General features: G+C 66.0%; 19 protein-coding genes. 14 read left to right on the forward strand and 5 right to left on the reverse strand.

The window, feature by feature from the left end:
* The first annotated feature begins 20 nt into the window (after positions 1–20).
* From GHK24_RS12670 to GHK24_RS12705, 8 genes are read left to right on the forward strand one after another with little or no spacing between them, the layout of a single operon-like run.
* Positions 21–1,730, forward strand: coding sequence for a GspE/PulE family protein (locus GHK24_RS12670; RefSeq protein WP_153473250.1), 1,710 nt, complete (start codon positions 21–23; stop codon positions 1,728–1,730).
* Between the two features lie 5 nt (positions 1,731–1,735).
* Positions 1,736–2,938, forward strand: a complete 1,203-nt coding sequence (locus tag GHK24_RS12675; RefSeq protein WP_153473251.1) for a type II secretion system F family protein — start codon at positions 1,736–1,738, stop codon at positions 2,936–2,938.
* A gap of 3 nt (positions 2,939–2,941) precedes the next feature.
* A complete protein-coding gene (locus tag GHK24_RS12680; protein ID WP_153473252.1) occupies positions 2,942–4,669 on the forward strand; it encodes a hypothetical protein in 1,728 nt (575 codons plus the stop codon).
* Positions 4,666–5,277, forward strand: a complete 612-nt coding sequence (locus GHK24_RS12685; protein WP_153473253.1) for a hypothetical protein — start codon at positions 4,666–4,668, stop codon at positions 5,275–5,277. The genes GHK24_RS12680 and GHK24_RS12685 overlap by 4 nt, the downstream gene beginning before the upstream one ends.
* Positions 5,274–5,834, forward strand: a complete 561-nt coding sequence (locus GHK24_RS12690) for a hypothetical protein (RefSeq protein ID WP_153473254.1) — start codon at positions 5,274–5,276, stop codon at positions 5,832–5,834. Before GHK24_RS12685 ends, GHK24_RS12690 begins: the two co-directional genes overlap by 4 nt.
* A gap of 4 nt (positions 5,835–5,838) precedes the next feature.
* Positions 5,839–7,890 (forward strand): L-type lectin family protein, encoded by a 2,052-nt coding sequence (locus GHK24_RS12695; protein WP_153473255.1) that lies wholly within the window; start codon positions 5,839–5,841, stop codon positions 7,888–7,890.
* Between the two features lie 3 nt (positions 7,891–7,893).
* Positions 7,894–8,685 (forward strand): type II secretion system protein, encoded by a 792-nt coding sequence (locus GHK24_RS12700; protein ID WP_153473256.1) that lies wholly within the window; start codon positions 7,894–7,896, stop codon positions 8,683–8,685.
* Positions 8,686–8,740: 55 nt separating this feature from the next.
* Entirely contained in the window at positions 8,741–9,412 is a 672-nt protein-coding gene (locus GHK24_RS12705; RefSeq protein ID WP_153473257.1) for a prepilin-type N-terminal cleavage/methylation domain-containing protein, read from the forward strand.
* A gap of 36 nt (positions 9,413–9,448) precedes the next feature.
* Here GHK24_RS12705 and GHK24_RS12710 read toward each other — a convergent pair whose 3' ends face one another.
* On the reverse strand, positions 9,449–11,416 hold the full coding sequence (locus GHK24_RS12710; RefSeq protein ID WP_153473258.1) for a monovalent cation:proton antiporter family protein: 1,968 nt from the start codon (positions 11,414–11,416) through the stop codon (positions 9,449–9,451).
* 144 nt (positions 11,417–11,560) lie between these two features.
* Between GHK24_RS12710 and GHK24_RS12715 the strand changes: the two genes are divergently transcribed.
* The 5 genes from GHK24_RS12715 (at position 11,561) to GHK24_RS12735 (ending at position 15,140) form a co-directional block, all read left to right on the forward strand.
* A complete protein-coding gene (locus GHK24_RS12715; protein WP_153473259.1) occupies positions 11,561–12,544 on the forward strand; it encodes a KpsF/GutQ family sugar-phosphate isomerase in 984 nt (327 codons plus the stop codon).
* Positions 12,544–13,089 (forward strand): KdsC family phosphatase, encoded by a 546-nt coding sequence (locus tag GHK24_RS12720; protein WP_153473260.1) that lies wholly within the window; start codon positions 12,544–12,546, stop codon positions 13,087–13,089. The genes GHK24_RS12715 and GHK24_RS12720 overlap by 1 nt, the downstream gene beginning before the upstream one ends.
* Positions 13,086–13,670: an LPS export ABC transporter periplasmic protein LptC gene (gene lptC, locus GHK24_RS12725; protein ID WP_153473261.1), complete on the forward strand. Its 585-nt coding sequence runs from the start codon at positions 13,086–13,088 to the stop codon at positions 13,668–13,670. Before GHK24_RS12720 ends, lptC begins: the two co-directional genes overlap by 4 nt.
* A 115-nt stretch (positions 13,671–13,785) precedes the next feature.
* Positions 13,786–14,340: a lipopolysaccharide transport periplasmic protein LptA gene (gene lptA / locus GHK24_RS12730; protein WP_340642746.1), complete on the forward strand. Its 555-nt coding sequence runs from the start codon at positions 13,786–13,788 to the stop codon at positions 14,338–14,340.
* A gap of 2 nt (positions 14,341–14,342) precedes the next feature.
* Entirely contained in the window at positions 14,343–15,140 is a 798-nt protein-coding gene (locus GHK24_RS12735; RefSeq protein WP_153473263.1) for an enoyl-CoA hydratase, read from the forward strand.
* Between the two features lie 124 nt (positions 15,141–15,264).
* Here GHK24_RS12735 and GHK24_RS12740 read toward each other — a convergent pair whose 3' ends face one another.
* Positions 15,265–16,158: a methyltransferase domain-containing protein gene (locus tag GHK24_RS12740; protein ID WP_153473264.1), complete on the reverse strand. Its 894-nt coding sequence runs from the start codon at positions 16,156–16,158 to the stop codon at positions 15,265–15,267.
* A 509-nt stretch (positions 16,159–16,667) separates the two neighbouring features.
* On the opposite strand from GHK24_RS12740, the gene GHK24_RS12745 reads away from it, so the two are divergent.
* Positions 16,668–17,240 (forward strand): phasin family protein, encoded by a 573-nt coding sequence (locus tag GHK24_RS12745; RefSeq protein ID WP_153473265.1) that lies wholly within the window; start codon positions 16,668–16,670, stop codon positions 17,238–17,240.
* A 61-nt stretch (positions 17,241–17,301) separates the two neighbouring features.
* On the opposite strand, the gene GHK24_RS12750 is transcribed toward GHK24_RS12745, so the two are convergent.
* Genes GHK24_RS12750 through hrpA form a run of 3 tightly spaced genes read right to left on the reverse strand, consistent with a single transcriptional unit; the run spans position 17,302 to position 23,201 of the window.
* A complete protein-coding gene (locus GHK24_RS12750; RefSeq protein ID WP_153473266.1) occupies positions 17,302–18,084 on the reverse strand; it encodes a competence/damage-inducible protein A in 783 nt (260 codons plus the stop codon).
* Positions 18,081–18,866, reverse strand: coding sequence for an EI24 domain-containing protein (locus tag GHK24_RS12755; protein WP_340666187.1), 786 nt, complete (start codon positions 18,864–18,866; stop codon positions 18,081–18,083). The genes GHK24_RS12750 and GHK24_RS12755 overlap by 4 nt, the downstream gene beginning before the upstream one ends.
* Entirely contained in the window at positions 18,867–23,201 is a 4,335-nt protein-coding gene (gene hrpA / locus GHK24_RS13685; protein WP_153473267.1) for an ATP-dependent RNA helicase HrpA, read from the reverse strand. It lies immediately after the preceding gene.
* Between the last annotated feature and the right edge of the window lie 33 nt (positions 23,202–23,234).

A 23,234-nucleotide genomic window follows, 5' to 3' on the forward strand; every position in this document is an offset into this window, starting at 1 on the left:
CCTTTCAACACGACATACCGATGAACGCGCCAACCCTCTCCTGCGCCGAACCGCTTGGGCAGATGCTCCTCCGTCGGGGACATGTCAACGAGGACCAACTACGCATCGCCCTGCGCGAACAGCAGCAGATTCACGCCCCCATCGGCAAACTGCTCGTCGCCCTCGGCTTCATCTCCGAAGCCACCCTGCGCCATGCGTTGGCCGAAATGCTCGGCCGCCCGTGCGTCGACCTCGAACACACGGCCATCGATGCCGACGCGCTCCGCTTCGTACCGCACGAACTCGCCAAGCGCCACCGTCTGCTGCCACTCAGCTTTGACGCCACGGCGAAGCGACTGACACTCGCCATCGCCGACGTCGACGACATCGTCGCCCTCGACAGGGTGCGCGTCCTGCTCGACCACGACGTAAGCCTCGATCTGCAACTTGCCAGCGAGACGGCGATCGATCACGCCATCGATCAGAACTACGGCCACGATCTGTCGATCGACGGCCTGCTGCACGAAATCGACACCGGCGAAGTCGACGCGAACAGCCTGCGTTTTTCGGTGGAGGACTACCGCCAGCCTGTCGTACGGCTGATCGATGCCGTGCTCGGCGACGCCGTCAAACAGCGGGCCTCCGACATTCACTTCGAGCCGGAAGCCAACTTCCTGCGCATCCGCTACCGTATCGACGGCACGCTCAGGCAGATTCGCGCACTGCACCACTCGCACTGGCCGGCCATGGCGGTGCGGCTGAAGGTGCTGGCGGCGCTCGACATCGCCGAAACCCGCGCGCCGCAGGATGGCCGATTCTCGCTCAGCATCGGCGCCCGCCCCATCGACTTCCGAGTCGCCGTGCAACCGACGCTGCACGGCGAAAACATCGTCCTGCGCGTCCTCGACCGGCAAAAAGGCATTGTCACGCTCGACGAACTCGGTCTTCACAGCGAGCAGCGTGCGCAACTCGAGGCCATGATCAACCGCCCGGAAGGGCTGATCCTCTTGACCGGGCCAACCGGCAGCGGCAAAACAACGACGCTCTACTCACTCCTGCGCCAGATCAACAGCGAGCGCGTGAACATCATGACGCTCGAAGACCCGGTGGAATACCCGATGGCGATGGTGCGGCAGACCTCCGTCAGCGACGCTTCGCGGCTTGATTTCGCCAACGGCATCCGTTCGCTGATGCGACAGGACCCGGACGTCATTCTCGTTGGCGAAATCCGCGACACCGACACCGCCGAAATGGCCTTGCGTGCCGCGATGACCGGCCACCTCGTGCTGACGACGCTGCACAGCAACTCCGCCATCGGCGCCATCCCTCGCCTCCTCGATATCGGCATCCGCCCTGACATCCTCGCCGGCAACATCGTCGGCATCGTCGCCCAGCGCCTGCTGCGCCGCCTGTGCCCTCACTGCCGCGCGCCCTACGTCGCCACCGCGCACGAGCGGCAACGACTGGCACTACCGGACGACGCGCCGGCACCAACGCTCCATCGCGCCACGGGCTGCGCGCAATGTGGCCAGCACGGCTATCGCGGACGGCTGGCGATCATGGAAATCCTGCCGCTGAACGACACGCTCGATGATCTCGTCGCCCAACGCGCCAGCACCGGGGACTTGCGGCGCACGGCCCTGGCGCAGGGCTTCCGTTCGCTCGCCGACGACGGACGGCGACGCGTGCTCGACGGCTCGACCTCCCTCGAAGAACTCGCCCGCGTCGTCGATCTCGGCGCACGAAGGTAAGCCGCATGCCGCTCTACAGCTACCGGGCCGTCGATCATCGCGGGCGCAAAAGCCGTGGCCGCGCAGATGCCGGCAACCTTCTCGATCTCGAAAGCCGCCTGCGCCGGCGCGGCCTCGAACTCATCGACGGGCAACCGTGGCGAGCCTCCCCGCTCTGGCACGGCGCGCGACTGCCACGCCGCGAGCTCATACAGCTCTGCTTCCATCTCGAGCAACTCACCCGCGCCGGCGTTCCGCTCGTCGACGGACTCACCGATTTGCGCGACAGCATCGAAGAGACGCGCGTACGCGCCCTCATCGCCAGCCTGATCGAGTCCGTCGAAGGCGGACGAACGCTGTCGCAAGCGATGGCGGCCCACCCGCGCGATTTTTCCCCGGTCGTTATCAGCCTGATCCGCGCCGGCGAACACTCGGGAACGCTGCCCGACATCCTGCACACACTCGGCGAGACGCAAAAATGGGAGGACGAACTCGCCGCACAGACGCGAAAAGCCCTGCTGTATCCAGCCTTCGTCGCCATCGTCACGCTGGCGGCAACGGCCTTCCTGATGCTCTATCTCGTGCCGCCGCTCAAGCAGTTCGTCCTCAACATGGGGCACACGCTGCCGATGCACACGCGTGTCCTTTTCTTTCTGGCTGACGCCGTCGGCCGTTATGGCGCAATCGCCGGCGCACTGCTGCTGCTCGGCGCGCTGACGATCCGTCTGGCACTCGCCCGCAACGCCGCCGCCCGCACACGCGCCGATGCGTTGCTCCTGCGTCTCCCCCGTCTCGGTGAACTCCTGCGAAAACTCGCGCTGGCGCGCTTTGCCAGCACCTTCGCCGTCCTGTACGGCGCCGGCATTCCCATCACCGACGCCCTGCGCCTCGGCGGTGAAACGATTGGCAACCGCGCCATCCGCGCCGCGCTGACGCGCGCTAGCCAACAGATCGGCGAAGGCAGCAGTCTCAGCCTCGCCTTGCAGAGCGCGACGCTCTTCCCGCCGCTGGTCATCCGCATGCTGCGCATCGGCGAAGCGACGGGCACACTCGAACACGCGCTGCACAACATCCACTATTTCTATAGCCGAGACGTGCGCGAGTCGGTCGACAAAATGCAGCAACTGCTCGAACCGGTGTTGACCGTACTGCTCGGCGCACTGCTCGGCTGGGTGATGCTGTCGGTACTCGGCCCGGTGTACGACATCATCAGCCAGCTCAAACTCTGAACCATGCCGGAACGCCGCCTCCTTTACGCCCGTCCCGGACGCCTGAGTGCGTACGGCTGGCGTGCCTCGACGCTGACGGAAGAAGCCTGTTTCGCGGCGACCGACGCCGGTATCGCCGAGTTTTCGGCCTATCTCGTCCGACACGCCAGCACCCCGCTGTCGCTGCTCGTGAACGTCGCCGAAGAAAGCTACATCGCCGACACCATCCCGCGCCTTGGCCGCGCAGACCGTGCCAAACTCATCCAGCGCCGCCTCGCGCAACGTTTCGCTTCTCCAGCGTTTACCACGGCTGCCGCAGACCCAACAAGCTTCCGCGCTGCCTCGATGCGCCCGCCCGCAACGGCAACGTTTGCTACAGCGCCCGCGGCACCAGCGGCGCCGCTGACCGCCGCCCTGTCGCTCAGCAAGAACACGGCAGCCCCGCGCGAAGAAAAGCTGCTGCTCTGCGCGCTGACGCCGACCCCATCACTCGCCGCCTGGCTGACGGCGCTGCAGGAGTCCGGCAGCCTGCTCCGTAGCATTCACGCAGAAGCGCAGCTCGGCGGCGCACTGCTGCGACGTCTGCGCATCATCGACGAACACTGCCTGCTCCTGACGACACACGGCAACTACGTTCGGCAAAGCTACTGCGTGCGCGGCCAATTGAGCTTTTCGCGCCTGTCGCCCTTGGCCGTGGAAGCCTCCTTGACCGCGGGAGAACAAGACGCCGCCCGCGCGGCCGACACGCCTGGCGCAACACTCGCCGACGCCCTCATCAATCACGCCACCACCCTGCTACAGTACCTGCGCAGCCAGCGCATGCTGCCGCGCGAAGCGCCGATCCGCGTCTGCGTTCTGGTCGACAGCCAAGAGCGGGAGGCCGTCAGCGCACGCTGCGTCGATGGTGACGCGCTGCACTTCAGTATCTTCGCTAACGACGACGTAGCGGAACGCTGCGGATTGCAGTGCCAAGGCACTGAAGTGACGGCGAGCGATATCGCCCTGCACCTCCTCGCCACCTCACCGCCGCCGACACAGTTCGCCGACGCCTCCCGACGCCGGACGTATCAACACCACCGGGCCAACACCGCCCTGCGCCGTATCGCCATCGCCTGCCTCGCGGCGGGCAGCCTGGCCACGGCAAGCAACCTCGTTCTTCGCGAACAGAACCTCCGGGACGCCGCAGCGATTCGGGCGGAGGTTCGGGCGGAGCCCCAGGCCGAAATCGGCGCAGAAGCGCGATCCGACCCGCCAGCGGCGACCCTTGCCGACGCGCCGAGCGCGAGCCCCACCGAAGCGGCGACAACAGCGCGCCCCCGCCAGCCCCTCCCCATCGATCACGCCACGCTGCGCCGGATCGCCGAGGTGCAATCAGTGATCGACGCCCCTGACAACTCGCCGCGCGCACTCCTGCGCCCGATCAGCGCGGCACTCGACAGCGCCCCCCTGATCGAACTGCGCGCGCTTGACTGGCACGCTGCGGACACGCCGGCCATCCTCCAGTCGGCAGCGGCCGGAGCGCCAGGGCCTGCCCGCGTCAGCCTGCGCGGCGTGGTCGACGCCGCCGCGACACTCGCGCCACGCACGGCCCTTGCCCGCTTCGACGAATTCATTGCCGCCTTGCGCCGCGCGCCGGATCTGGACGTCGCCATCTGGCAATCCCCCTTCAGCGGCGAGCGCACCGGCGGCTCGTACGACAGAGAAGCATCCCGCCACTTCGTCATTGACCTCACTCTGCGGCAAAAGACATGAGGCTCTCGCTCGATACCCTGCGCCACCTGCGCGCAAACGCCCTCATGGCGCTCGTAGCTGCTGCCGTCGCTCTCACAGGCGCCCTGTGCTCAGCGGAATGGCGCCAGGCCAGCGCGCTGGCGCGTGAAGAGGCCGTAGCCGAGCGCGACCGCGCCCACGCGCGCTGGCAGCAGCGCGACACCGACGCAAAAAACCAGCCGCAGGACGCCGCCCTGATCGCCGCACTCGAAGCGCGAGGTGTCCTCGCCGAAACACACCGCCTCGACTGGATCGAGCTGCTCGACGAGCTGCGCGAAACCCTGCCCGTGCTCGACATCCAGTACGAATTCGCTGCGCCGGCACAGGCAAATAACGCCACACCGACAACATCGCCAATGCCAGCGACCTTGCGCAGCACGCAGATGACGCTGCATCTCGTCGTGCCACACGAAGAAGACGCCCTGCACTGGCTCGACACAGTGCGCCGCCGGGCCCCCGCACTGATCCGCTATCGACAATGCGGCTTCGCCCGGCAGTCCGATCCACAGACGGAAACCTCCGCCCTCACCGCCGACTGCGAAATCGACTGGATCACCCTCGCCCGACCGCAGCCCACCGCTACGCCATGAACGCTCGCCACCCGCCCACGTACTGCGCATGGCCTCCGCGTCGCCATGCCCATACCGCCCTTGTCTGGGGAGTTCTCTTTGCCGCCTTGCCGGGCGCGACGCTCTGCGCCGAGGAACCGCTCGGCCGGCTCTTCTTCAGCCCGGTCGAACGTCAGGCCATTGACCAAGAACGACAAGACGCCGCTCGCCGCGAGCGCCCCGGCGACGACGTCTCGCACCTTCGCCTCGACGGACTGGTGTCGCGCAGTGCCGGCCCCAGCACGCTCTGGATCAACGGCAGCGCACATTCCGCTCCCGCGCCGGCAACGCCCGCAATGACAACCTCACGCCGCAGCGCCACCCACACTATCCGAGGAGGGGAAGGCAATACCGACGACGGTGCCCGCGAGCGGGCCGCCACCTTCCGCCTCACCGCGACCGGCCTCGTCCACCTCGATACGGGCGGACGCCCCCACAGCGAAGCGCGCATCGGCGATAGCGTTCGGCGCAACAGCGGCAGCGTCGCGCCATTGCTCGACGAGGGCACGCTGCGCATCAACCGGCCGCGCGAACGCTGAACGCATGGCGCGGCGCGACTTCCCGTTTCGCCGGACGCAGCGCGGCAGCGCGCTCCTGATCCTGGCCCTGCTGTTGGTCGGCATCATCGCCGGCAGCCTGCTCATGCAGAGCGCTGGCGCGAGTCGGCCACTCAGCCGTGACGACATCAGCCAGATTGCCCTGCGCCAGGCCAAGGAGGCACTCATCGGCTTTGCCGCCACCTACCGCGACACGCACCCGGATCAGGTCTTCGGCTATCTGCCCTGCCCGGATAGCGACAACGACGGCATCGCCGACAGTTGCGGCACGACCGACACGCCGTTGCTCGGGCGCCTGCCGTGGAAGACGCTCGGTATCGCCCCTCTGCGCGACGGCAACGGCGAATGCCTCTGGTACGCCGTCTCCGGCAGCAGCAAGGACGCGCCCAAGACGTCCAGCATGAACTGGGATACCTCCGGACAATTCATCGTCCGCGACGTCGACCAGACTCTCCTCGCCGGCGCCAGCGACGACGCACGCGCCGTAGCGGTCATCCTCGCGCCGGACGCGGCCATGCCCGGGCAGGCGCGCACGCCAGTTTCTGCGCCGCCGGCGAGCGCCTGCGGCGGCAACAACAGCGCCGGCGATTACCTCGAAGGCGCTACGTTTCCCGCAACACCTCTGCCGCCCGGCAGCGGCGCCGCCCCCGTCACGATCACCGTCGCCCGCGCCGCACGTCGCTCGCATGAGAGCAACAACGACCGCGGCCTCGCGCTCGGCAACGCGGAGCTCTTCACCCGCATCAAAGCCCGCGCCGATTTTCGGCAGGACATCGCGAGCATGCTCAACGAGCTTGCCGCCTGCCTGAACAAATTGCCTCCGGCTGCCTTGCCGGCGGCTTCGCCCGACAACAAGGGCATGGACGCCGTGCTTGCCCTTTGCCCCGGCAGCAGCCCGCTCAAGGCCGCACTGCTCGCCAACTGGCGGGACAACCTGCTCTACGCCAGGCCGGCGCAGGCAACGAGCGTCAACGGCATCGCCGGCTGTCGCGGCGTGCTGTTTTTTGGCGGTGAGCGGCGGCGCGGACAACTGCGCGAGACCCTTGCGCAGCGGCGCGACGCCAGCAACTACCTCGACGACGAACATCTCGCGCAGTGGCAGGCGGGCGGCCCCTTTGTTGCCGCCAGCGACTACGATCCGGCCGCGCCCGCCAACGACCTCGTGCGCTGCGTCACCGGCCTGCCGGTCGCTGCCACGCAATTCAGTTTCGCCAGCGACCTCGAACGTTTTGCCAGCAGCGGAGAGACGGCCGGCACGCGCCTTGACGGCGCCACAGCCAGCGTCAGCCTTGTCGGCGCAGCGAGCGGACGCGGCAGCTGCCTCTGGCTTGCCACACCGATTCCACTCGCCGGCAAGACCCTGCGCGGCTATTACGATTTTCGCTTCCGGTTTGCCGACACCAGCGCGCTCGCCACGACGCCCGACAACAACGACGGCCGTGGCAACGGCTTCGCCCTGCAATTGCTGCCCGCCGACAGCGGCCTTCCCGGCTGCGGACAAAGCGCACACATGGGCGCCCTACGCCCCAGCGATGGCTGGCTGAGCTCGCTGCTGATCGAGACCGACGTGCGCCCGCAGCGCGCCGACGACGACCCCATGGAGAACCACACCGCCATCATGATCAACGGGCTCACCGAGCACGCCAAGTTCGGCACGCTGAGTCTCGTCTGCAATGGCAGCAGCAGTGGCTGCCGACACCGCCCGGCCAACATCTTCGAAGAATCGCCGACCCCGTTGACGCACCGCCAGCGCCTCGAAATCCATACCGGATGTGACGCCACCTGCGGCAACTGCCAGCCGGCGCGGCACAGCCCGCCCAACGACTATGCGCGCATCAGCGTCTGGGTTGATTGCACCGCCTGCGCCGATACCTCCGTCGATCTGCCGCGCACGCCGACACCACCGACGCTCTCGCGCTGCCAACGACTCGATTCGCGGCTCAACACGGTCATCGCAGGTTTCACCACCGGCTTTCTCGTCGGGCAAAACACAGCGCAGGGCGTCACGCTCGCCAATTTCATCCTGCGGAGCGAGTAGGCGATGCGTTCGTCCCCGCGCCCCTGCACCAACCACACCCTGCGGAGCACACGCACGACGCGCACGAGCATGATCACGCGCAGCCGCATGGCCGCACACCATGCGACGTCGAATGCTCGCTGCGCAGGCTTCAGCTTGCTGGAGATGGCCATAGTCCTCGTCGTCATCGGTCTTCTCTGCGCCGGCACGCTGAGCGCGCTGAGCACGCAACGCGACGGTAGCCAACAACGCGAAACGGCGCAGCGACTGGCCGACATCCACGACGCGCTACTCGGTTTCGCCGCCGCCAACGGCCGTCTGCCCTGCCCGGCCGCTCCGCCGCCGGCCGGCGGCACGGAAGCGGCGAGTGCCCCCGGCGTCTGCAGCTACCCGGCCAGCGGCTACCTGCCCGCCAATACCCTGGGGCTCGCGCCGGGCAACGCCCAGGGCTATGCCGTCGACGCCTGGGGCAACGCCATTCGCTACGCCGTCTTCAACGACGGCAACAACACGCTGACCACGCCGAACGGCATCAAAAACAAGGGAATGCCGGCGATCGCCGCACAAACCATGCTAACCATATGCGCCAGCGCCAGCGGCATCACAGCCACCTCCTGCGGCGCCGCGCCGGCGATCACCACGCGTGCGGCCGCCGTTGTCTATTCGACGGGCAAAAACGGCACCGACGAAGCGCGCGGCGGCAGCGACGACGCGGTGTTTGTCGCGCAAATGCAGCAAGACGCCGACGACCCGATCACCTGGCTGTCGCTGAACCTCCTCTTCAACCGCATGATCGCCGCCGGCCAGCTGCCGTGACACCGGTTGGATCCCGCTTGCCCTTTACCTTTCACACTTCCAGGAGACTTCGCGCATGAAAACACACCAGTCCGGCTTCACGCTGGTCGAAATCGCCATCGTTCTCGTCATCATCGGCCTGCTCCTCGGCGGCGTACTGAAGGGGCAGGAGCTGATCAACAGCGCCAAGGTCAAGAACATGGCCAGCGACTTCCAGAATCTGCCGGTCATGATCTACGGCTATCAGGACAAATTCCGCAAATTGCCGGGCGACGACGACGCAGCCGCCGCGCGCTTCACCCCGGCGCTCGACATCGCCCATCAGGGCAATGGCAACGGCGTCATTCAAGGGCTCTGGAACGCCGACGATCCGGCCGCCACCGGCAATGAGAGCGTGCTCGTCTGGGAACACCTGCGCCGCGCCAATCTCGGTGCCGGCGCCACCGACTTTGGCTCGCAAGCCGCGGCGAAAAAATCACTGCCGACCAACACCGAGGGCGGACGTTTCGGTGTCAGTGGTCTGCGTCCGATCAGCAGCATGAGCAGCGGCAGCTTCTACGCCTGCTCCGATAGTCTCGATGGCAAATACGCGGTGCTGCTCGACACCCAGATCGACGACGGCAAACCCGACAGCGGCGCCGTGCAGGCCATCGCCCAGAGCGGCGGGGCAACGCAAGCCGATGGCAGCAAGGCCGCCAGCCGTAGCTACAGCGAAGGGACGCGCTTTACCGTCTGCATGAGCTACTGAGGCGTTTGCCGGAAGGCGCGCAGGGGTTCGTCCTGCCTAGCCCTTGAGCAAGCGCGCCTCGGCCAGCGCCAGCGCGGCAGGCGACCCGAGCAGGACGAGCACGTCGCCAATTTCAAAACGGGTGTCGTCACTCGGCTCCAGAGCGCGGATATTGCGCCGCCGCACGGCAGTCACCTCGACGTCGAACCCGGCAACGGCCGCCTCGCCGAGTGTGCGCCCGACCGCCCAGGCGCCGACCGTCAGTGGCAGGGAATGCAGCCGCGTCTGCTCGGTCTCGCGCACCTCGTCGTCACGGTCGCTGCCGCCGCGGAAGAAGCCGCGCAAGGTACGGTAACGCGCCAGACGCGTGTGGCGCACGCGTTTCAAGACGCGATTGATCGGCACGCCGGCGTGGATCAGCGCGTGCGAGGCCAGCGTCATGCTCGCTTCCAGCGCCTCCGGCACCACTTCGGCGGCACCTGCAGCAAGCAGGCGCTCGAAGTCTTTCTCGTCGTGCGAGCGCACCACCACCGGTAAGGCGGGGTTGAGGTCGCGGGCGTGCGCCAGCGCGCGTTCGGTGGAATGCACATCGGCGAACGAGACGATCATCACGCTGGCACGCGCCACGCCGGCGGCAGCGAGCGTCTCCCGCCGCGTCGCGTCGCCGTAGACGACGGTTTCGCCGGCGGCAGCGGCCTCGCGCACGCGTTCCGGGTCAAGGTCGAGCGCGACGTAACTGACCCCCTCCTGCCCCAAAAAACGCGCCAGATACTGACCATTGCGCCCGAAACCGCAAATCACCGCGTGCTTCTCGGCGCCCATCGACTGCGCGGCGATGGTCGTCAGCGCCATCGAGCGCAACATCCATTCGCTGGCGGCGAAGCGCAGCACCAGCTTGTCGCTGTAATGCACGACGATTGGCGCCAGCAGCATCGATAGCACCAGCGCCGCCAGCACCGCCTGCAAGGCTGGCGATGGCGCGAAGTGCAGCTTCTTGATCTCCGCCAGCAAGACAAAACCGAATTCGCCACCAGCGCACAGCCAGAGGCCGGAACGCAAGGCGGTCGCGGTCGGCGAACCGAACAGGCGCGACAACCCGGCGACCAGCGCGAATTTCAGGAACAGCAACGCCACCAGCACCGCCAACACCAGCGGCAGGTTGCGCAGCACCAGAGGCATGTCGAGCAGCATGCCGATGGTGACGAAAAAGAGCCCCATCAGCACGTCACGGAAAGGTTTGATGTCCTCTTCCACGCGATGCCGGTATTCGGTTTCCGAGATCAACATACCGGCGACGAAAGCCCCCAGCGCCATCGACAAACCGGCAAACTCGGTCAGTTGCGCCAGACCCAGCGTGATCAGCAACACGTTGAGCATGAAAAGCTCTGCCGACTTGCCGCGCGCCACGATGAAAAACCACTTGCTCATCAGCCGCTGGCCGAGGAACAGGACGACCGACAACACCACGGCCGCCTTCAGGAGGGCGACGGCCATCATCACCGCCATCTCTTCCGGCGGGCGCGAAAACGAGGGGATCAGGATGAGCAGCGGCACCACGGCCAGATCCTGAAACAGCAGCACGCCCATGACTTCGCGGCCGTGCGGCGAATCCAGTTCGAGGCGATCTGTCAGCAGCTTTGTCAGCACCGCCGTCGAACTCAGCGACAAGGCGCCGCCCAAGGCGACACCGGCCTGCCAGGAGAGACCGCAGAGCATGACGACCGCCGTCGTCACCAGCAGGCTCGCGGCAACCTGCAAGAAACCGAGACCGAAGACGATGCGCTTCATGGCGTAGAGCTTCGGTAACGAAAACTCGAGGCCGATGGAGAACATCAGGAAAACGACGCCGAATTCGGCCAGATGCTGCGCCGCCGAGACGCGATGAATCAGATTGAAAGCGTGCGGACCGATCAGGGCACCGACGAACAGGTAGCCCAGCACTGGCGGCAGGTTAAGGCGGCGGAAAACGATGACCGCCGCCACCGAGGCGCCGAGCAACATCAAAACAATCGGCAAGGTATCCATAGAGTCGGCTTGGCTGCGGCGCCTCGGAGAGGCAGAAAAATCGGCGGCGGAGCAGGCTCGGACATCGGCGCGAGGCCCGGCGTGCAGCAGAGGGGCGAAGGTCGCTTCTGCTATACTCGGCCAAATAATAACCGTTCCCTACCGATGGACCAAACTCAGTCATCATCGAAGGCTCTGACCCTGGCGCGGCACGTTCTGCGCGTCGAAGCCGACGCGGTCGCCGCACTCGCCGACCGGCTCGACGGCGCCTTCGACGAAGCCGTCGCCCTCATCCTGGCACGGCGCGGACGCGTCATCGTCAGCGGCATCGGCAAATCGGGGCACATCGGCCGCAAGATCGCCTCGACGCTGGCCTCGACCGGCACCCCCGCGTATTTCGTTCATCCCGCCGAAGCGATCCACGGCGATCTGGGCATGATCCAGCGCGATGACGCGCTGATCGCGCTATCCAACTCCGGCGAAAGCGCCGAGTTACTGACCATCGTGCCGATCATCAAGCGTCAGGGCGCCAAGCTCATCGCCATGACCGGCAACGCCGCCTCGTCGCTGGCCAGGGAAGCCGACGTACACCTCGACGCCGGCGTCACGCAGGAAGCCTGTCCGCTCAATCTGGCGCCGACGGCGAGTACGACGGCGGCACTGGCTCTCGGCGACGCGCTCGCCGTCGCCCTGCTCGATGCCCGCGGCTTTTCAGCCAACGACTTCGCCCGTTCGCACCCCGGCGGCACGCTCGGACGACGTCTGCTGACGCATGTGCGCGACGTCATGCGTAGCGGCGACGATGTGCCAAGCGTGACGCCCGAAGCCAGCGTCGCCGAGGCGATTCTCGAAATCTCGCGCGGCGGCATCGGCATGACCGTCGTCGTCTCGGCGGAACGTCGGGTGGTGGGTGTTTTCACTGACGGCGACCTGCGTCGCGCCTTCGCGCAGGACATCGACCTGCGTCGCGCACGGCTCGCCGACGTCATGACACCGCGCCCCCGCACGCTGGCTCCCGACCGCCTCGCCGTCGAAGCGGTCGAAATGATGGAACACTTCAAGATTAATCAGTTACCGGTCGTCGACGACGCCGGAACGCTGGTGGGCGCACTCAACATGCACGATCTCTTCCAGGCCAAGGTCATCTGATGCAAGCCCACCGCCACGCCCGCGACTGTGCGCGCCCGCTACGCGTCATGGCTTTCGACATCGACGGTGTGATGACCGACGGCACGCTCTTTTTCACCGACGAAGGCACCGAACTGAAAGCCTTCAACACGCTCGACGGCCTCGGCATCAAGCTCCTGCAACAGGCGGGAATTATCGTTGCCATCATCACTGGCCGACGCTCGCCCTGCGTGGCGCGACGCGCCGAGAACCTCGGCATCGAGCACCTCTTTCAAGGCATCGAAGACAAGCGCGCCACGCTCGCTGCCTTTCTCGCTGAACACGGCATCGACGCCGCGCACGCTGGCTACATGGGCGACGACATCGTCGACCTGCGCGTCATGGCCGCCTGCGGTTTTTCTGCCGCACCGGGCGATGCGCATCCGCTGGCACAACGACAGGCGACCCTGGTCACGCAGCGGCATGGCGGCCACGGCGCGGTCCGTGAAGTGTGCGAGTTCATCCTCGACGCGCAAGACCGGCTCGACGACATACTGGCCCACTGGCTACCGACGCCGACGCCATGAAGCGTCTATCCAGCGCCCTTTTTCCGCTGACCGTGCTGCTCGCGCTGGCCGCGTTGAGCTGGTGGCTGCGCGGCGCTGTCGAGTTGCCCGAAGAGAAGCACGACGGCAAGACCCGCCACGACCCTGACTACATCGTCAGCCAGTCGGAACTGCGCAAGTTCGACAACAACGGTCGCCTGCAATACACGCTGACCAGCGACGAAATCCGCCACTTCCCCGACGACGACACCACCGACCTGAAGAAGCCGCTCCTCGTGCACGTAGCACCGGGACGGCCAACGACGCGCATGTCATCGGATCGCGCGCATCTGTCGCAGGACGGCGAGCGGGTCGATCTCTACGACAACGTCCGTGTCGAGCGCGCGGCCAGCGGCAAACGCGACACCATGGTCGCGACCATGCCGCAGCTGACGGTACTGCCTGACGACGAAAAGGCGTTCACCGCGAGTCCGGTGCGCATCACCGAAGGCGCCTCCTGGCTGACCGGCGTGGGCATGCGCATCGATAGCGTGACCGAGAACTACGTTCTCGAATCGCGCGCCGTCGGCCAATTCGAAAGCCCCAACGCGAAAAAGCACTAAGCCCATGAAGCCACGCCAGCCCCCCCCCCGACACACCCGGCGCACTCCGTGCGCGCCGCACTGGCTTGCCACGTGCTCGCTACTTCTTGCCGTTTGCGGCGCAACGACGCCGGCCTTGGCCGAACGGGCCGACCGTGACAAGCCGATCAACCTTGAAGCCGACCGCATCAGCGTCGACGACATCAAGAAAGTGCAGATCTACGAAGGAGCGGTCGTCCTGACGCAAGGCACCCTGCAGATCCGCACGGACCGTCTGATCGTCACGCAGGACGCCGACGGCTTCCAGCGCGGCACCGCCATCGGCGGCGCCAAGGGCCTCGCCCACTTCCGCCAGAAGCGCGAGGGCAAGGACGATTTCATCGAAGGCGAAGGCGAGCGGATCGAATACGACGCGCGCAGCGAAAAAACCGAGTTTTTCGTCCGTGCCTGGGTGAAAAACGGGCAGGACGAGGTGCGCGGCCATTACGTCGTTTATGACTCGCTGAGCGAGAAATACCTCGTCACCAATGGCGTGAACGCCAATGGTTCGCCGGCCAAGACACCGGGCGTTCCTGCCGGCCGCGTACGCGCCATCCTGCAACCCCGCCCGCATGACGGCGAGACGGCGCCGGCCACCGGCGCGCCGCTTCCGCTCAAAGCCACACCCAGCGTTCAACCCCGAGGAGACTAACGATGAGCACGCCCGCCGATTTGCCCACCTATCGTTTCGTTATCGTTGATCGCCGGGCAAGGGTGGGGCTCATCACGCTCAACCGGCCGCAGCAGCTCAACGCGCTTTGCGACGAGCTGGTCAGCGAAATCGGCGCCGCCCTTGATGCGTTCGAGGCCGACGATTCGATTGGCGCCATTGTCATTACCGGCTCGGCGAAGGCCTTCGCTGCCGGTGCCGATATCGCGGCGATGCAAGCGCTGTCGTACATCGACGCTTATCGCGGCGATTTCATCACGCGAAACTGGGAGCGGGTGAAAACCTGCCGCAAGCCGGTCATCGCCGCCGTCGCAGGCTACGCGCTCGGGGGAGGCTGTGAGCTGGCGATGATGTGCGATTTCATTCTGGCAGCAGACACAGCCCAGTTCGGCCAGCCGGAAATCAAGCTCGGCACGCTGCCCGGCGCCGGCGGCACGCAACGCCTGCCGCGCGCCATCGGCAAAGCCAAGGCGATGGAAATGTGCCTGACCGGTCGCCTGATGGGCGCCGAAGAAGCCGAACGCGCCGGCCTCGTCGCCCGCGTCGTTCCCGCCGACGGCCTAGTCGAAGAAGCCATCGCCGTCGCCACCAAGATCGCTGCCAATTCGTTGCCGGTGGCAATGATGATCAAGGAAGCCGTCAATCGCGCCTTCGAGAGCGGCCTGCAGGACGGTCTGCTTTTCGAGCGGCGCACCTTCCACGCCAGCTTCGGCCTCGAAGACCAGAAGGAAGGCATGAGCGCTTTCCTAGAGAAACGCCCGCCCGTCTTCCGGCACCGCTGAAACGCAAACACAGGGGCAGGCGGCGCACGACGCATGCCTGCCGCACGCAACACCGCCGTGGTGTTCTTCGCGCGAAACCTCCCGTCGCGCACTAAGCGACGGCGAGTGCCCTACCGAAGCGCCGCTAGGAAAAACTCAACTCGCGGCACAGCTGCAAGCGGAACTCGTTGAGCGCGGGCAATTCCTCTGCCTGCGGAGGATTCTGCACGTTCATCACGCACATGAATTCATTGCCGTTCACGCCGGAAATGATCTGCGGGAACAGGCGGGTAAGGCCCAGCAGGTAAAGCTCAAGAACGATAAGAACGAAGCTGTTGGGCGTAAACGCCCAGTTATGGATATCGAAATATGCCGGATCGGCGGCAATGGACTGCTTGAACTTATCGTAGGCGTCAAAGAGGCTATTGCTGAAGGCGAAGGCTTCGTGCGCCAATACCTTTCGATCAGGGTTTATGTTGATGTGGCGCGCGTAAAACTCGAAGACCTCGGCGCCGCGCGGTTTTTCACCGCCCGAATGAAATGCATAGAGAACGTCGCCGGTCGTCGACAGTTGGCGCAGCGCGTCAAAGGTGTGTTCCTTATCCGGCACGATCATCACGACCACCGCATCGGGCGCCAGAATCTTCTCGATCTCCTGTAGGTGGCGAACGAGACACGGCTGATGCTCGACCGCGTGCGAGCTATAGACAACGTCAAAGGTCGCCCCAGCGACCGCCCGGGACAGCGCGCCATCCTTGCAGACAAAATCCACCGCCGCGAAGTTGGCGAACTTTGCACGCTCGATTCCATAATCGACTTCGAAATGCCTCGCTATCTCCTCGGTGGAGTAATAGTCCAGCACCTTGTAGTTTTCGTGGCTGCCCTTCTGGAAAAGCGGCGCATCGCCGGCGCCAATTTCAAGGACTCTTTCATCTTTCGCAATGATGTCCCTGAGCAGAGGGCGAAGATAACGTATATCTGCCAGCTCCGTTGCCGCCCGTCTGACCAGCTCGCCCATGAGAGAAAGATCGATCGCCACCCCTGTCCTCCCGTTGCCAATTCGAATCGCCCGGCCGCAGTTTTACGTCGCGCCACGCACACCACAAACCCCTGCCGCAGGGTATCACGAGGAGGCATGACGACTGACTCGCCAATGGGGCAAGCAAGTCGGGCAAGCGTTCGGGCGCGAGGCCGGCCGGCGACTCGGCAGAAAATCCATCATCTACCGCAGCCAAATCGCCTCACCCAATGAGCGCCCGGCGTACGCGCCACTCAGCGCCGGCCCCGCTCGCAAAACCCGCGAAAAACAAGCTCTCTCGCCGTCAAAAAACGCCTTTCTGCCAGACACCTGCGCGATTGCGGCAGCGCAGCATTTCTGCTTGACGTAGGCATTTTCGCGACTATAATCCGCCTCATGGTGCAGCGCAGCAATTGACGCCACACCACCGGCCAGTCCGTTACGCGCATGCCACCGATTCCGGGTGGTCGTTACGAGAGCACGGGCCGAGCTTTGTGCAGAATCGACCTCATCTACCCAGGAGAATCGCCATGACGAACGCCACCGAACAATTCACCGCCGCTAACAAAGCCTCCGTCGAAGCCCTGCTCAGCCTCGCCAATTCGGCGCTGGCGGGAGCCGAACGCGTCGCAGCCCTCAACCTCAACACCGCGCGCGCGCTGCTCGAAGACAGCGTCACCAACACCAAGGCGCTGCTCGGCGCGAAGGACGTGCAAGAAGCGCTGGCGGTGCAGGCCTCGCTGGCCCAGCCGAGCGTCGAAAAGGTCGTCTCCTATTCGCGCAGCTTCTACGAAATCTCCGCGCAGTCGCAGGAAGAAATCGCCAAGCTGCTTGAAGCGCAGTACGGAGAGTTTCAAAAGACCGTCGCCGGCCTGCTCGACCAAGCGACGAAAACCGCGCCGGCAGGTTCCGACGTCGCCGTCGCCGCCGTGAAATCGGCCTTTGCCGCTGCCAATTCGGCCTTCGACAGCCTGAACAAGGCAGCCAAGCAAGTCGCCGAGATTACCGAAGCCAACGTTGCCGCCGCCACCAACGCAACGGTCAAGGCCGTCTCGGCGACTGCCGCCGCGACGGGCGCGACGAAGAAAAAAGCGGCCGCCTGATCCCGGCGACCGCTTTCTGCACCATCCAGCCCGACCGATGGTCGGGCTTTTTATTGCCCGTTCAGGGGCGTTCCGTCCAGGCGATGCCGCGCGCCTCAACCTCAGCGCGAATCTCACCCAGCGCCTTATCCACCAGGGCCGGATCGCCTTCAACCCCCAACTCAAGGTGCCGACGCTGTCCGTCCTCACCGATGGACGGCAAGCTGAAGAGACGCAGCGTCGGATAGGCGGCGACGATGCGCTCCATCAGATCGAGCAGCGCGCTTTCGTAGGCGAGTGGGCCGGTAAGCAACAGGGCACGATCGACCGGCGGCCGGCGATTGAAAAGGTGCGAATAAAACGTGTCGAGCGCCCACGCCGCCATCGGATGCGACATCTGTGGGAAGCCCGGCAGGAAATGGTGGTCGCGCACGCGAAAGCCGGGAATGCGGTTGAACGGATTCGGCACGATATCGACGCCACGCGGGAAGGTTCCCAGCTGAAAATGCTCCGGCGAAGGCCACGCCGGCGCTCCCGGCGGCGCTTGCACGTCGGCAAAGCGCGCGCGAATCTCGCGCTCGGCATCGGGGTGCAGGACGAGATCGACGTCGAGCGCCTCGGCTACCGCCTGCCGCGTATGGTCATCCGGCGTGTTGCCGATGCCGCCGAAGCTGAAAACAACGTCGCCCGACGCAAAGCTGCGCCGGAAAGCCGCCGCCAGTCGCGCGCGCTCGTCCCCCAGATAGTCGACCCACGTCAGGCGCAGACCGCGTGCCGCCAGCAACTCGGCGAGCTTGGCGAAATGCTTGTCCGCCCGTTTTCCCGACAGGATTTCGTCGCCAATGATGAACGCGCCGAAGTTCATTGATCTTCCTCCACGATGATGGTCAGACGCGCCTCGCGCCGCGTGCGCCGCAAGGCTTCGAGGCAATAGTGAATGTACGCGAGCACGGCCAGCGTCGGCACCAGCAGGCCAAGAAGCGGTATGTGCGCGAGGAGCGCCAGCACGCCCCCCAAGGCCAGCAGCGGCAGCCGATGCTGGCGCAACAGGGCGCGCCGCTCGGCGTCGCTGGCGTGCACCGCCAGGGCATCGAAAGCGAAGGTGCGGCGGTTGAACCACGCCAGCCAGAACACCGGCACCAGCAGGCCGCCGCCAGGAATCAGCCAGAGCGGCAGACTCACCAACCAGCCCAAAGCAAACAGCAACACCGCCGACACGCTATTCCACGTCGACGCCGCCGTGCTGTCACGGCCGGCGGCGGAGAGGTCGGCGTATTCGCGCGCGGAAACGCGGCGCAGCACGAGCGGGAGTACGAAGAGCGCCGCCAGCACCGTCGCGCTGACGGTCGCGGCAGCGAGGACAAAGGCCCAGGCGCCCAACACAGCCAAGAGTTTGGCCAACCAGACAGCGCCCAGTCCGGTGATCCAGATCAGCGGCGCTTCGTCGAGTAAACGGGCGACCAGCCGATCCAGCACCAGAAGCGCGAGGATGATCCACGCCGCAAAGGCCAACAGCGCCGGCGCCAGCACATAGCCCCAGAGGCGCGGCCGGGCCATGCTGCGCAAGGCACGCGCAAGGGCGACGACGACTTCCGGCATCCTCCAGCCGGCACTCTCCTGCGCCACCTCACTCACTGAAGCGCCCACTCACCCTCCCCGGCCGATGCTGTCCCACATTTTCTGCAAGCGTTTGACCGACACCGGCGCCGGCGTACGCAACTCCTGTGCAAAAAGCTGCACGCGCAATTCTTCGAGCAACCAGCGGAACTGCTCCAGCGCCGGCTCGGCGACGCCCTGCCTGGCCAGTGCGATGGCCCGCCGCTCGTAGTGCGTCCACAGATCGGCCACCTCGGCCTGCGCACGGGCATCGCGCGCCGCGCCATCGTCGCCGTTCTTGCGCAGCTTGTCGAGACGCAGCGCCGCCGCTTGCAGATAACGGGGCAGATGCTGTAAACGCTCGAAGGGCGTGTCGACGACGAACTTCTTGTGAATGAGGCGACCCACCTGCCGTTCGATATCGCCCAGCGCACTGGCATGGGCACGAAACGCCGGCAGCTTCTTTTGCAGCGCCTGCCAATCGGTGAGGATCTGCTCAACCAGCCGACAGATTTCCTGCGCCAGCAGACCCAGACGGGACTTGGCTTCGACGCAGCGCGCGCTGAAAGTCTCGGCGCTGCCGGGCCAGGGCTCAGCAAGGCAGGCGCGGGCGAACGCCGTCTCGATCAGTTGGCGGCGCAGATCTTCGAGCGCGCCAAGTGGCAGATACAGCATGCCCATGCGCGTCAGGTTCGGCAGATTCTTCTCGAAGTACTTCGCCTGCTCGCGAAAATGCAGCATGAAAAGCCGCAGCAAACCGCGCCGATGGATGCGCCTGGCCTCATCGGGCGAGTCGAAGACGCGCACCGACACGCTGTCGCCATCGTCGTGCAAGGCCGGATAGCCAATGGCCGTCTGGCCACCGGCCGGGACCTCCATCAATTCGGGCAACTCGCCGATGCTCCATGTCGTCAGCCCCGTCAGCGTCGGCGCAGCGTCTGCCGCCTCGGCACGGGTGTCGGCGGTCAATGGCAGGCGAGAAGAATCGGCGGAGGCCTTGGCGCCGTTAGGCTCTGTGGCAGACGCCACCCCCCTGAAATCAGCCACCGACACACTCGCAGCCGCCGCGGCGGCGAACTCCGCTCGCGCCTCGCGTCCCCAGTCGGCGCGTAACTCCGCCAGACTGCGGCTCGTCGCCAGCAAGCGGCCCTCGATCGGCGCCGGCGCCGACGGACCGTTCGTCACGCCGCTGCTCACGGCCGACGATCGCCAGCCAGAGGAGACGGGCGGCGTCTCGGTGAGCGATTCGACGAGACGGAAATTCATCAGCAAATGCGCGGGCAAGGCATCCGGACGGAAAGCATCCGGCGTCAGCGCCCAGCCTCGCGCATTGATGCCGCGCGTTTCGTGAATGTAGGCAATCAGCGCCGAGACCAGAGACTGCTCGCCCGGCGTCACCTCGGCGACGAAGGATTCGGCGAACTCCGGCAAGGGAACGAGCTTGCTGCGAATGCGTTGCGGCAGCGTTTTCAAGAGCTGGACGACTTTTTCCTTGAGCAGGCCAGGCACCAGCCACTCGCAACGCACCGCCGGCAGGCGATTGAGCTGCGCCAGCGGCACGATCAGGGTGACGCCATCGCGCGCGTTGCCGGGGTCGAAGTGATACGTCAGCGGCAAGGAAAACGCTGCCGCGCCCAGACCAACGTTAAGGCGCGAAGGGAACGCCTCGCTGGTAATGCCAGCGGCTTCGTGGCGCATCAATTCGTCGCGCTCGAGATGCAGTAGACGCGGCGTGGCGCGCTCGGCGTCGCGCCGCCAGCGCTCGAAGGAAGCGCCATCGACCACCGCGGCGGGAATGACGCGATCGTAGAAGGCGAAAATCAGTTCGTCGTCGACCAGCACGTCCGGGCGGCGCGATTTGTGTTCGAGCGCCTCGATCTCGTCGATCAACGCCCGATTGTGACGGTAGAACGCCCAGCGCCGCGCGTAGTCCTCGCTCACTTCGCCGCCAACCAAGCCCTGGCGGATGAACAATTCCCGCGCGCCGGCCGGATCGAGCGGCGCCCAGGCCACCCGGCGGCGCGGGGTAACGACCATCCCGTAGAGCGTACTGCGCTCGAAGGCGACGGCCTGCATCGCCTTCTTTTCCCAATGCGGATCGGCGTGACTGCGGCGAATCAGGTGAGCGCCCACCTGCTCCAGCCAATCGGGATCGATGCGGGCGATACAGCGCGCGTAGAGACGGCTGGTTTCGGCGATCTCGGCCGCCGCGATCCATTTGCCCGCTTTTTTCTGCAAGGGCGAAGACGGATGCACAAAGAAGCGAATGCCGCGTGCGCCAAGATAATGCGGCGCATCCTCGGCACGCGAACCGACATTGCCGAGCAGGCCCGCGAGCAGCGAACGGTGAATCGCCGTATAACGCGCCGCCTCGGCGGCAGGCGACAGAGGGGGAATGGGCGAAAGAGGCGCAGCGGGCACTGCTACTTGCTGCGCCGTTGCGGACGATGTAGCGGAAACGGCAGGCAAGGCGCGAGTCGCGGCGGGAGCCGCCGCTGCGCCGGCCTTTTTCCCGCTGGCCGGACGCGCCGGCGGCGCGTCGGCATGCAGCCAGCCGTGTTCGGCCGCGACGGCATGCAGCTGCGCGTGCACATCGTGCCATTCGCGCATGCGCTGCGGCGCGAGAAAATTCTCCTGACAGGCCTGCGCCAGCTTGCGCTGCGACTTCTTGTGCGCCAATTCGCTCTGATACCACTGCCAGAGCTTGAGCCAGGAAAGGAACTCCGACTTCTCGTCGGCGAAGCGGCGATGCGCCGCATCGGCAGACCCTTGGCGCTCCTGCGGACGCTCGCGCGGGTCCTGCACGGTCAGCGCGGCGGCAATGACGAGCATCTCGTCGAGGCAGCCCTCGTCGCGCGCGGCGACAATCATGCGCGCGATGCGCGGATCGAGCGGCAAGGCGGCGAGCGTGCGGCCGACATCTGTCAGCGCCCGTTCGTCCGTCACGGCGCCCAGTTCGGTCAACAGCTGATAGCCATCGCTGATTGCCTTGCTCGGCGGCGCGTCGATGAAGGGGAAATCTTCGATATCGCCCAAGCGCAGCGCTTTCATGCGCAGGATGACGCCAGCCAGCGAGGAACGCAGGATTTCCGGATCGCCAAAAGCCGGCCGTGCGGCAAAGTCGGCCTCGTCGTAGAGACGGATGCAGACGCCGGCGGCGACACGGCCGCAACGCCCGGCGCGCTGGTTGGCGGCTGACTGGGCAATCTTCTCGACACGCAACTGCTCGACCTTGTTGCGGTACGAGTAACGTTTGACGCGTGCCAACCCCGTATCGACGACGTAGCGAATGCCCGGAACGGTGAGCGAGGTTTCGGCGACGTTGGTCGCCAGCACGATGCGCAGGCCGCCATGCGGGCGGAAGATGCGCGACTGCTCCTCGGCCGAGAGGCGCGCGAAGAGCGGCAGGATGTCGGCGTGCGCGGCAGCGCCGGTGAAGGCGTGCTTGCGCAGCGCTTCGGCGGCGTCGCGGATTTCACGCTCGCCGGGCAGGAAAACGAGCACGTCGCCGGGGCCGCAACGCAGCAGTTCGTCGCAGGCATCGACGATGGCGTCGTAGAGATCGCGTTCGAGAACGGCGGTGCCCTTGGCACCCGTCGGCGCAGCACTTTCGCGAGCGCTCGCTTCGCCGCCAAGGTAATTGGCGCGGAGCGCCTGAACGCTCGTGTCGACCGTCAGGGGACGATAGCGCGTCTCCACCGGGTACAGGCGACCCGACACCTCGATGACCGGCGCCGGTGAACCACCGAGGGCGAAATGGCGGGCGAAACGCTCGGCATCGATGGTCGCCGAGGTGATGATCACCTTCAGGTCAGGCCGCTTGGGCAGCAGTTGGCGCAGATAGCCGAGCAGGAAATCGATGTTGAGGCTGCGCTCATGCGCCTCGTCGATGATCAGCGTGTCGTACTGCGCGAGCTGCGGGTCGCCCTGCGTCTCGGCGAGCAGAATGCCGTCGGTCATCAACTTGATGTAGGCGCCGGGCGAGGTGCGATCGGCAAAGCGGATCTTGTAGCCAACCAGCGCCCCCGGTTCGCTAGACAGCTCCTGTGCGACACGCGAGGCGACGGCGCGGGCGGCAATCCGGCGCGGTTGCGTGTGGCCGATCAGGCCACGCGTACCCCGCCCCAGTGCGAGGCAGATTTTCGGTAGCTGCGTGGTTTTGCCGGAGCCTGTCTCACCACAGACGATGACCACCTGATGCGCGGCAATGAGGGCGGCGATTTCGTCTCGCCGGCCGTTGACCGGCAGATCGTCGGCGAAAACCGGCTGCGGCAGGCGCAGACGGCGCTGCGCCACGGCTGCCTGTGAGCGGGCGAGCAAGGCCGCATGCTCGGCGGCCAGCGCCTCGCGTTTGTCACCGAAGGCGTGTCGCAGATCGCGCGCCAACTGACGCAGGCGCGCATGATCGGCGGCAAGGTA

Origin of the sequence: Rhodocyclus gracilis (assembly GCF_009617575.1) — a bacterium.
GTDB classification, from domain to species: Bacteria; Pseudomonadota; Gammaproteobacteria; order Burkholderiales; family Rhodocyclaceae; genus Rhodocyclus; species Rhodocyclus gracilis.

What these genes read in the sequence shown, in the direction of transcription:
- GHK24_RS12670 (WP_153473250.1), top strand. Translation starts at nt 21, where the DNA reads ATGAACGCGCCAACCCTCTCCTGCGCCGAACCGCTTGGGCAGATGCTC.
- GHK24_RS12675 (WP_153473251.1), top strand. Translation starts at nt 1,736, where the DNA reads ATGCCGCTCTACAGCTACCGGGCCGTCGATCATCGCGGGCGCAAAAGC.
- GHK24_RS12680 (WP_153473252.1), top strand. Translation starts at nt 2,942, where the DNA reads ATGCCGGAACGCCGCCTCCTTTACGCCCGTCCCGGACGCCTGAGTGCG.
- GHK24_RS12685 (WP_153473253.1), top strand. Translation starts at nt 4,666, where the DNA reads ATGAGGCTCTCGCTCGATACCCTGCGCCACCTGCGCGCAAACGCCCTC.
- GHK24_RS12690 (WP_153473254.1), top strand. Translation starts at nt 5,274, where the DNA reads ATGAACGCTCGCCACCCGCCCACGTACTGCGCATGGCCTCCGCGTCGC.
- GHK24_RS12695 (WP_153473255.1), top strand. Translation starts at nt 5,839, where the DNA reads ATGGCGCGGCGCGACTTCCCGTTTCGCCGGACGCAGCGCGGCAGCGCG.
- GHK24_RS12700 (WP_153473256.1), top strand. Translation starts at nt 7,894, where the DNA reads ATGCGTTCGTCCCCGCGCCCCTGCACCAACCACACCCTGCGGAGCACA.
- GHK24_RS12705 (WP_153473257.1), top strand. Translation starts at nt 8,741, where the DNA reads ATGAAAACACACCAGTCCGGCTTCACGCTGGTCGAAATCGCCATCGTT.
- GHK24_RS12710 (WP_153473258.1), bottom strand. Translation starts at nt 11,416, where the DNA reads ATGGATACCTTGCCGATTGTTTTGATGTTGCTCGGCGCCTCGGTGGCG.
- GHK24_RS12715 (WP_153473259.1), top strand. Translation starts at nt 11,561, where the DNA reads ATGGACCAAACTCAGTCATCATCGAAGGCTCTGACCCTGGCGCGGCAC.
- GHK24_RS12720 (WP_153473260.1), top strand. Translation starts at nt 12,544, where the DNA reads ATGCAAGCCCACCGCCACGCCCGCGACTGTGCGCGCCCGCTACGCGTC.
- lptC (WP_153473261.1), top strand. Translation starts at nt 13,086, where the DNA reads ATGAAGCGTCTATCCAGCGCCCTTTTTCCGCTGACCGTGCTGCTCGCG.
- GHK24_RS12735 (WP_153473263.1), top strand. Translation starts at nt 14,343, where the DNA reads ATGAGCACGCCCGCCGATTTGCCCACCTATCGTTTCGTTATCGTTGAT.
- GHK24_RS12745 (WP_153473265.1), top strand. Translation starts at nt 16,668, where the DNA reads ATGACGAACGCCACCGAACAATTCACCGCCGCTAACAAAGCCTCCGTC.
- GHK24_RS12750 (WP_153473266.1), bottom strand. Translation starts at nt 18,084, where the DNA reads ATGAACTTCGGCGCGTTCATCATTGGCGACGAAATCCTGTCGGGAAAA.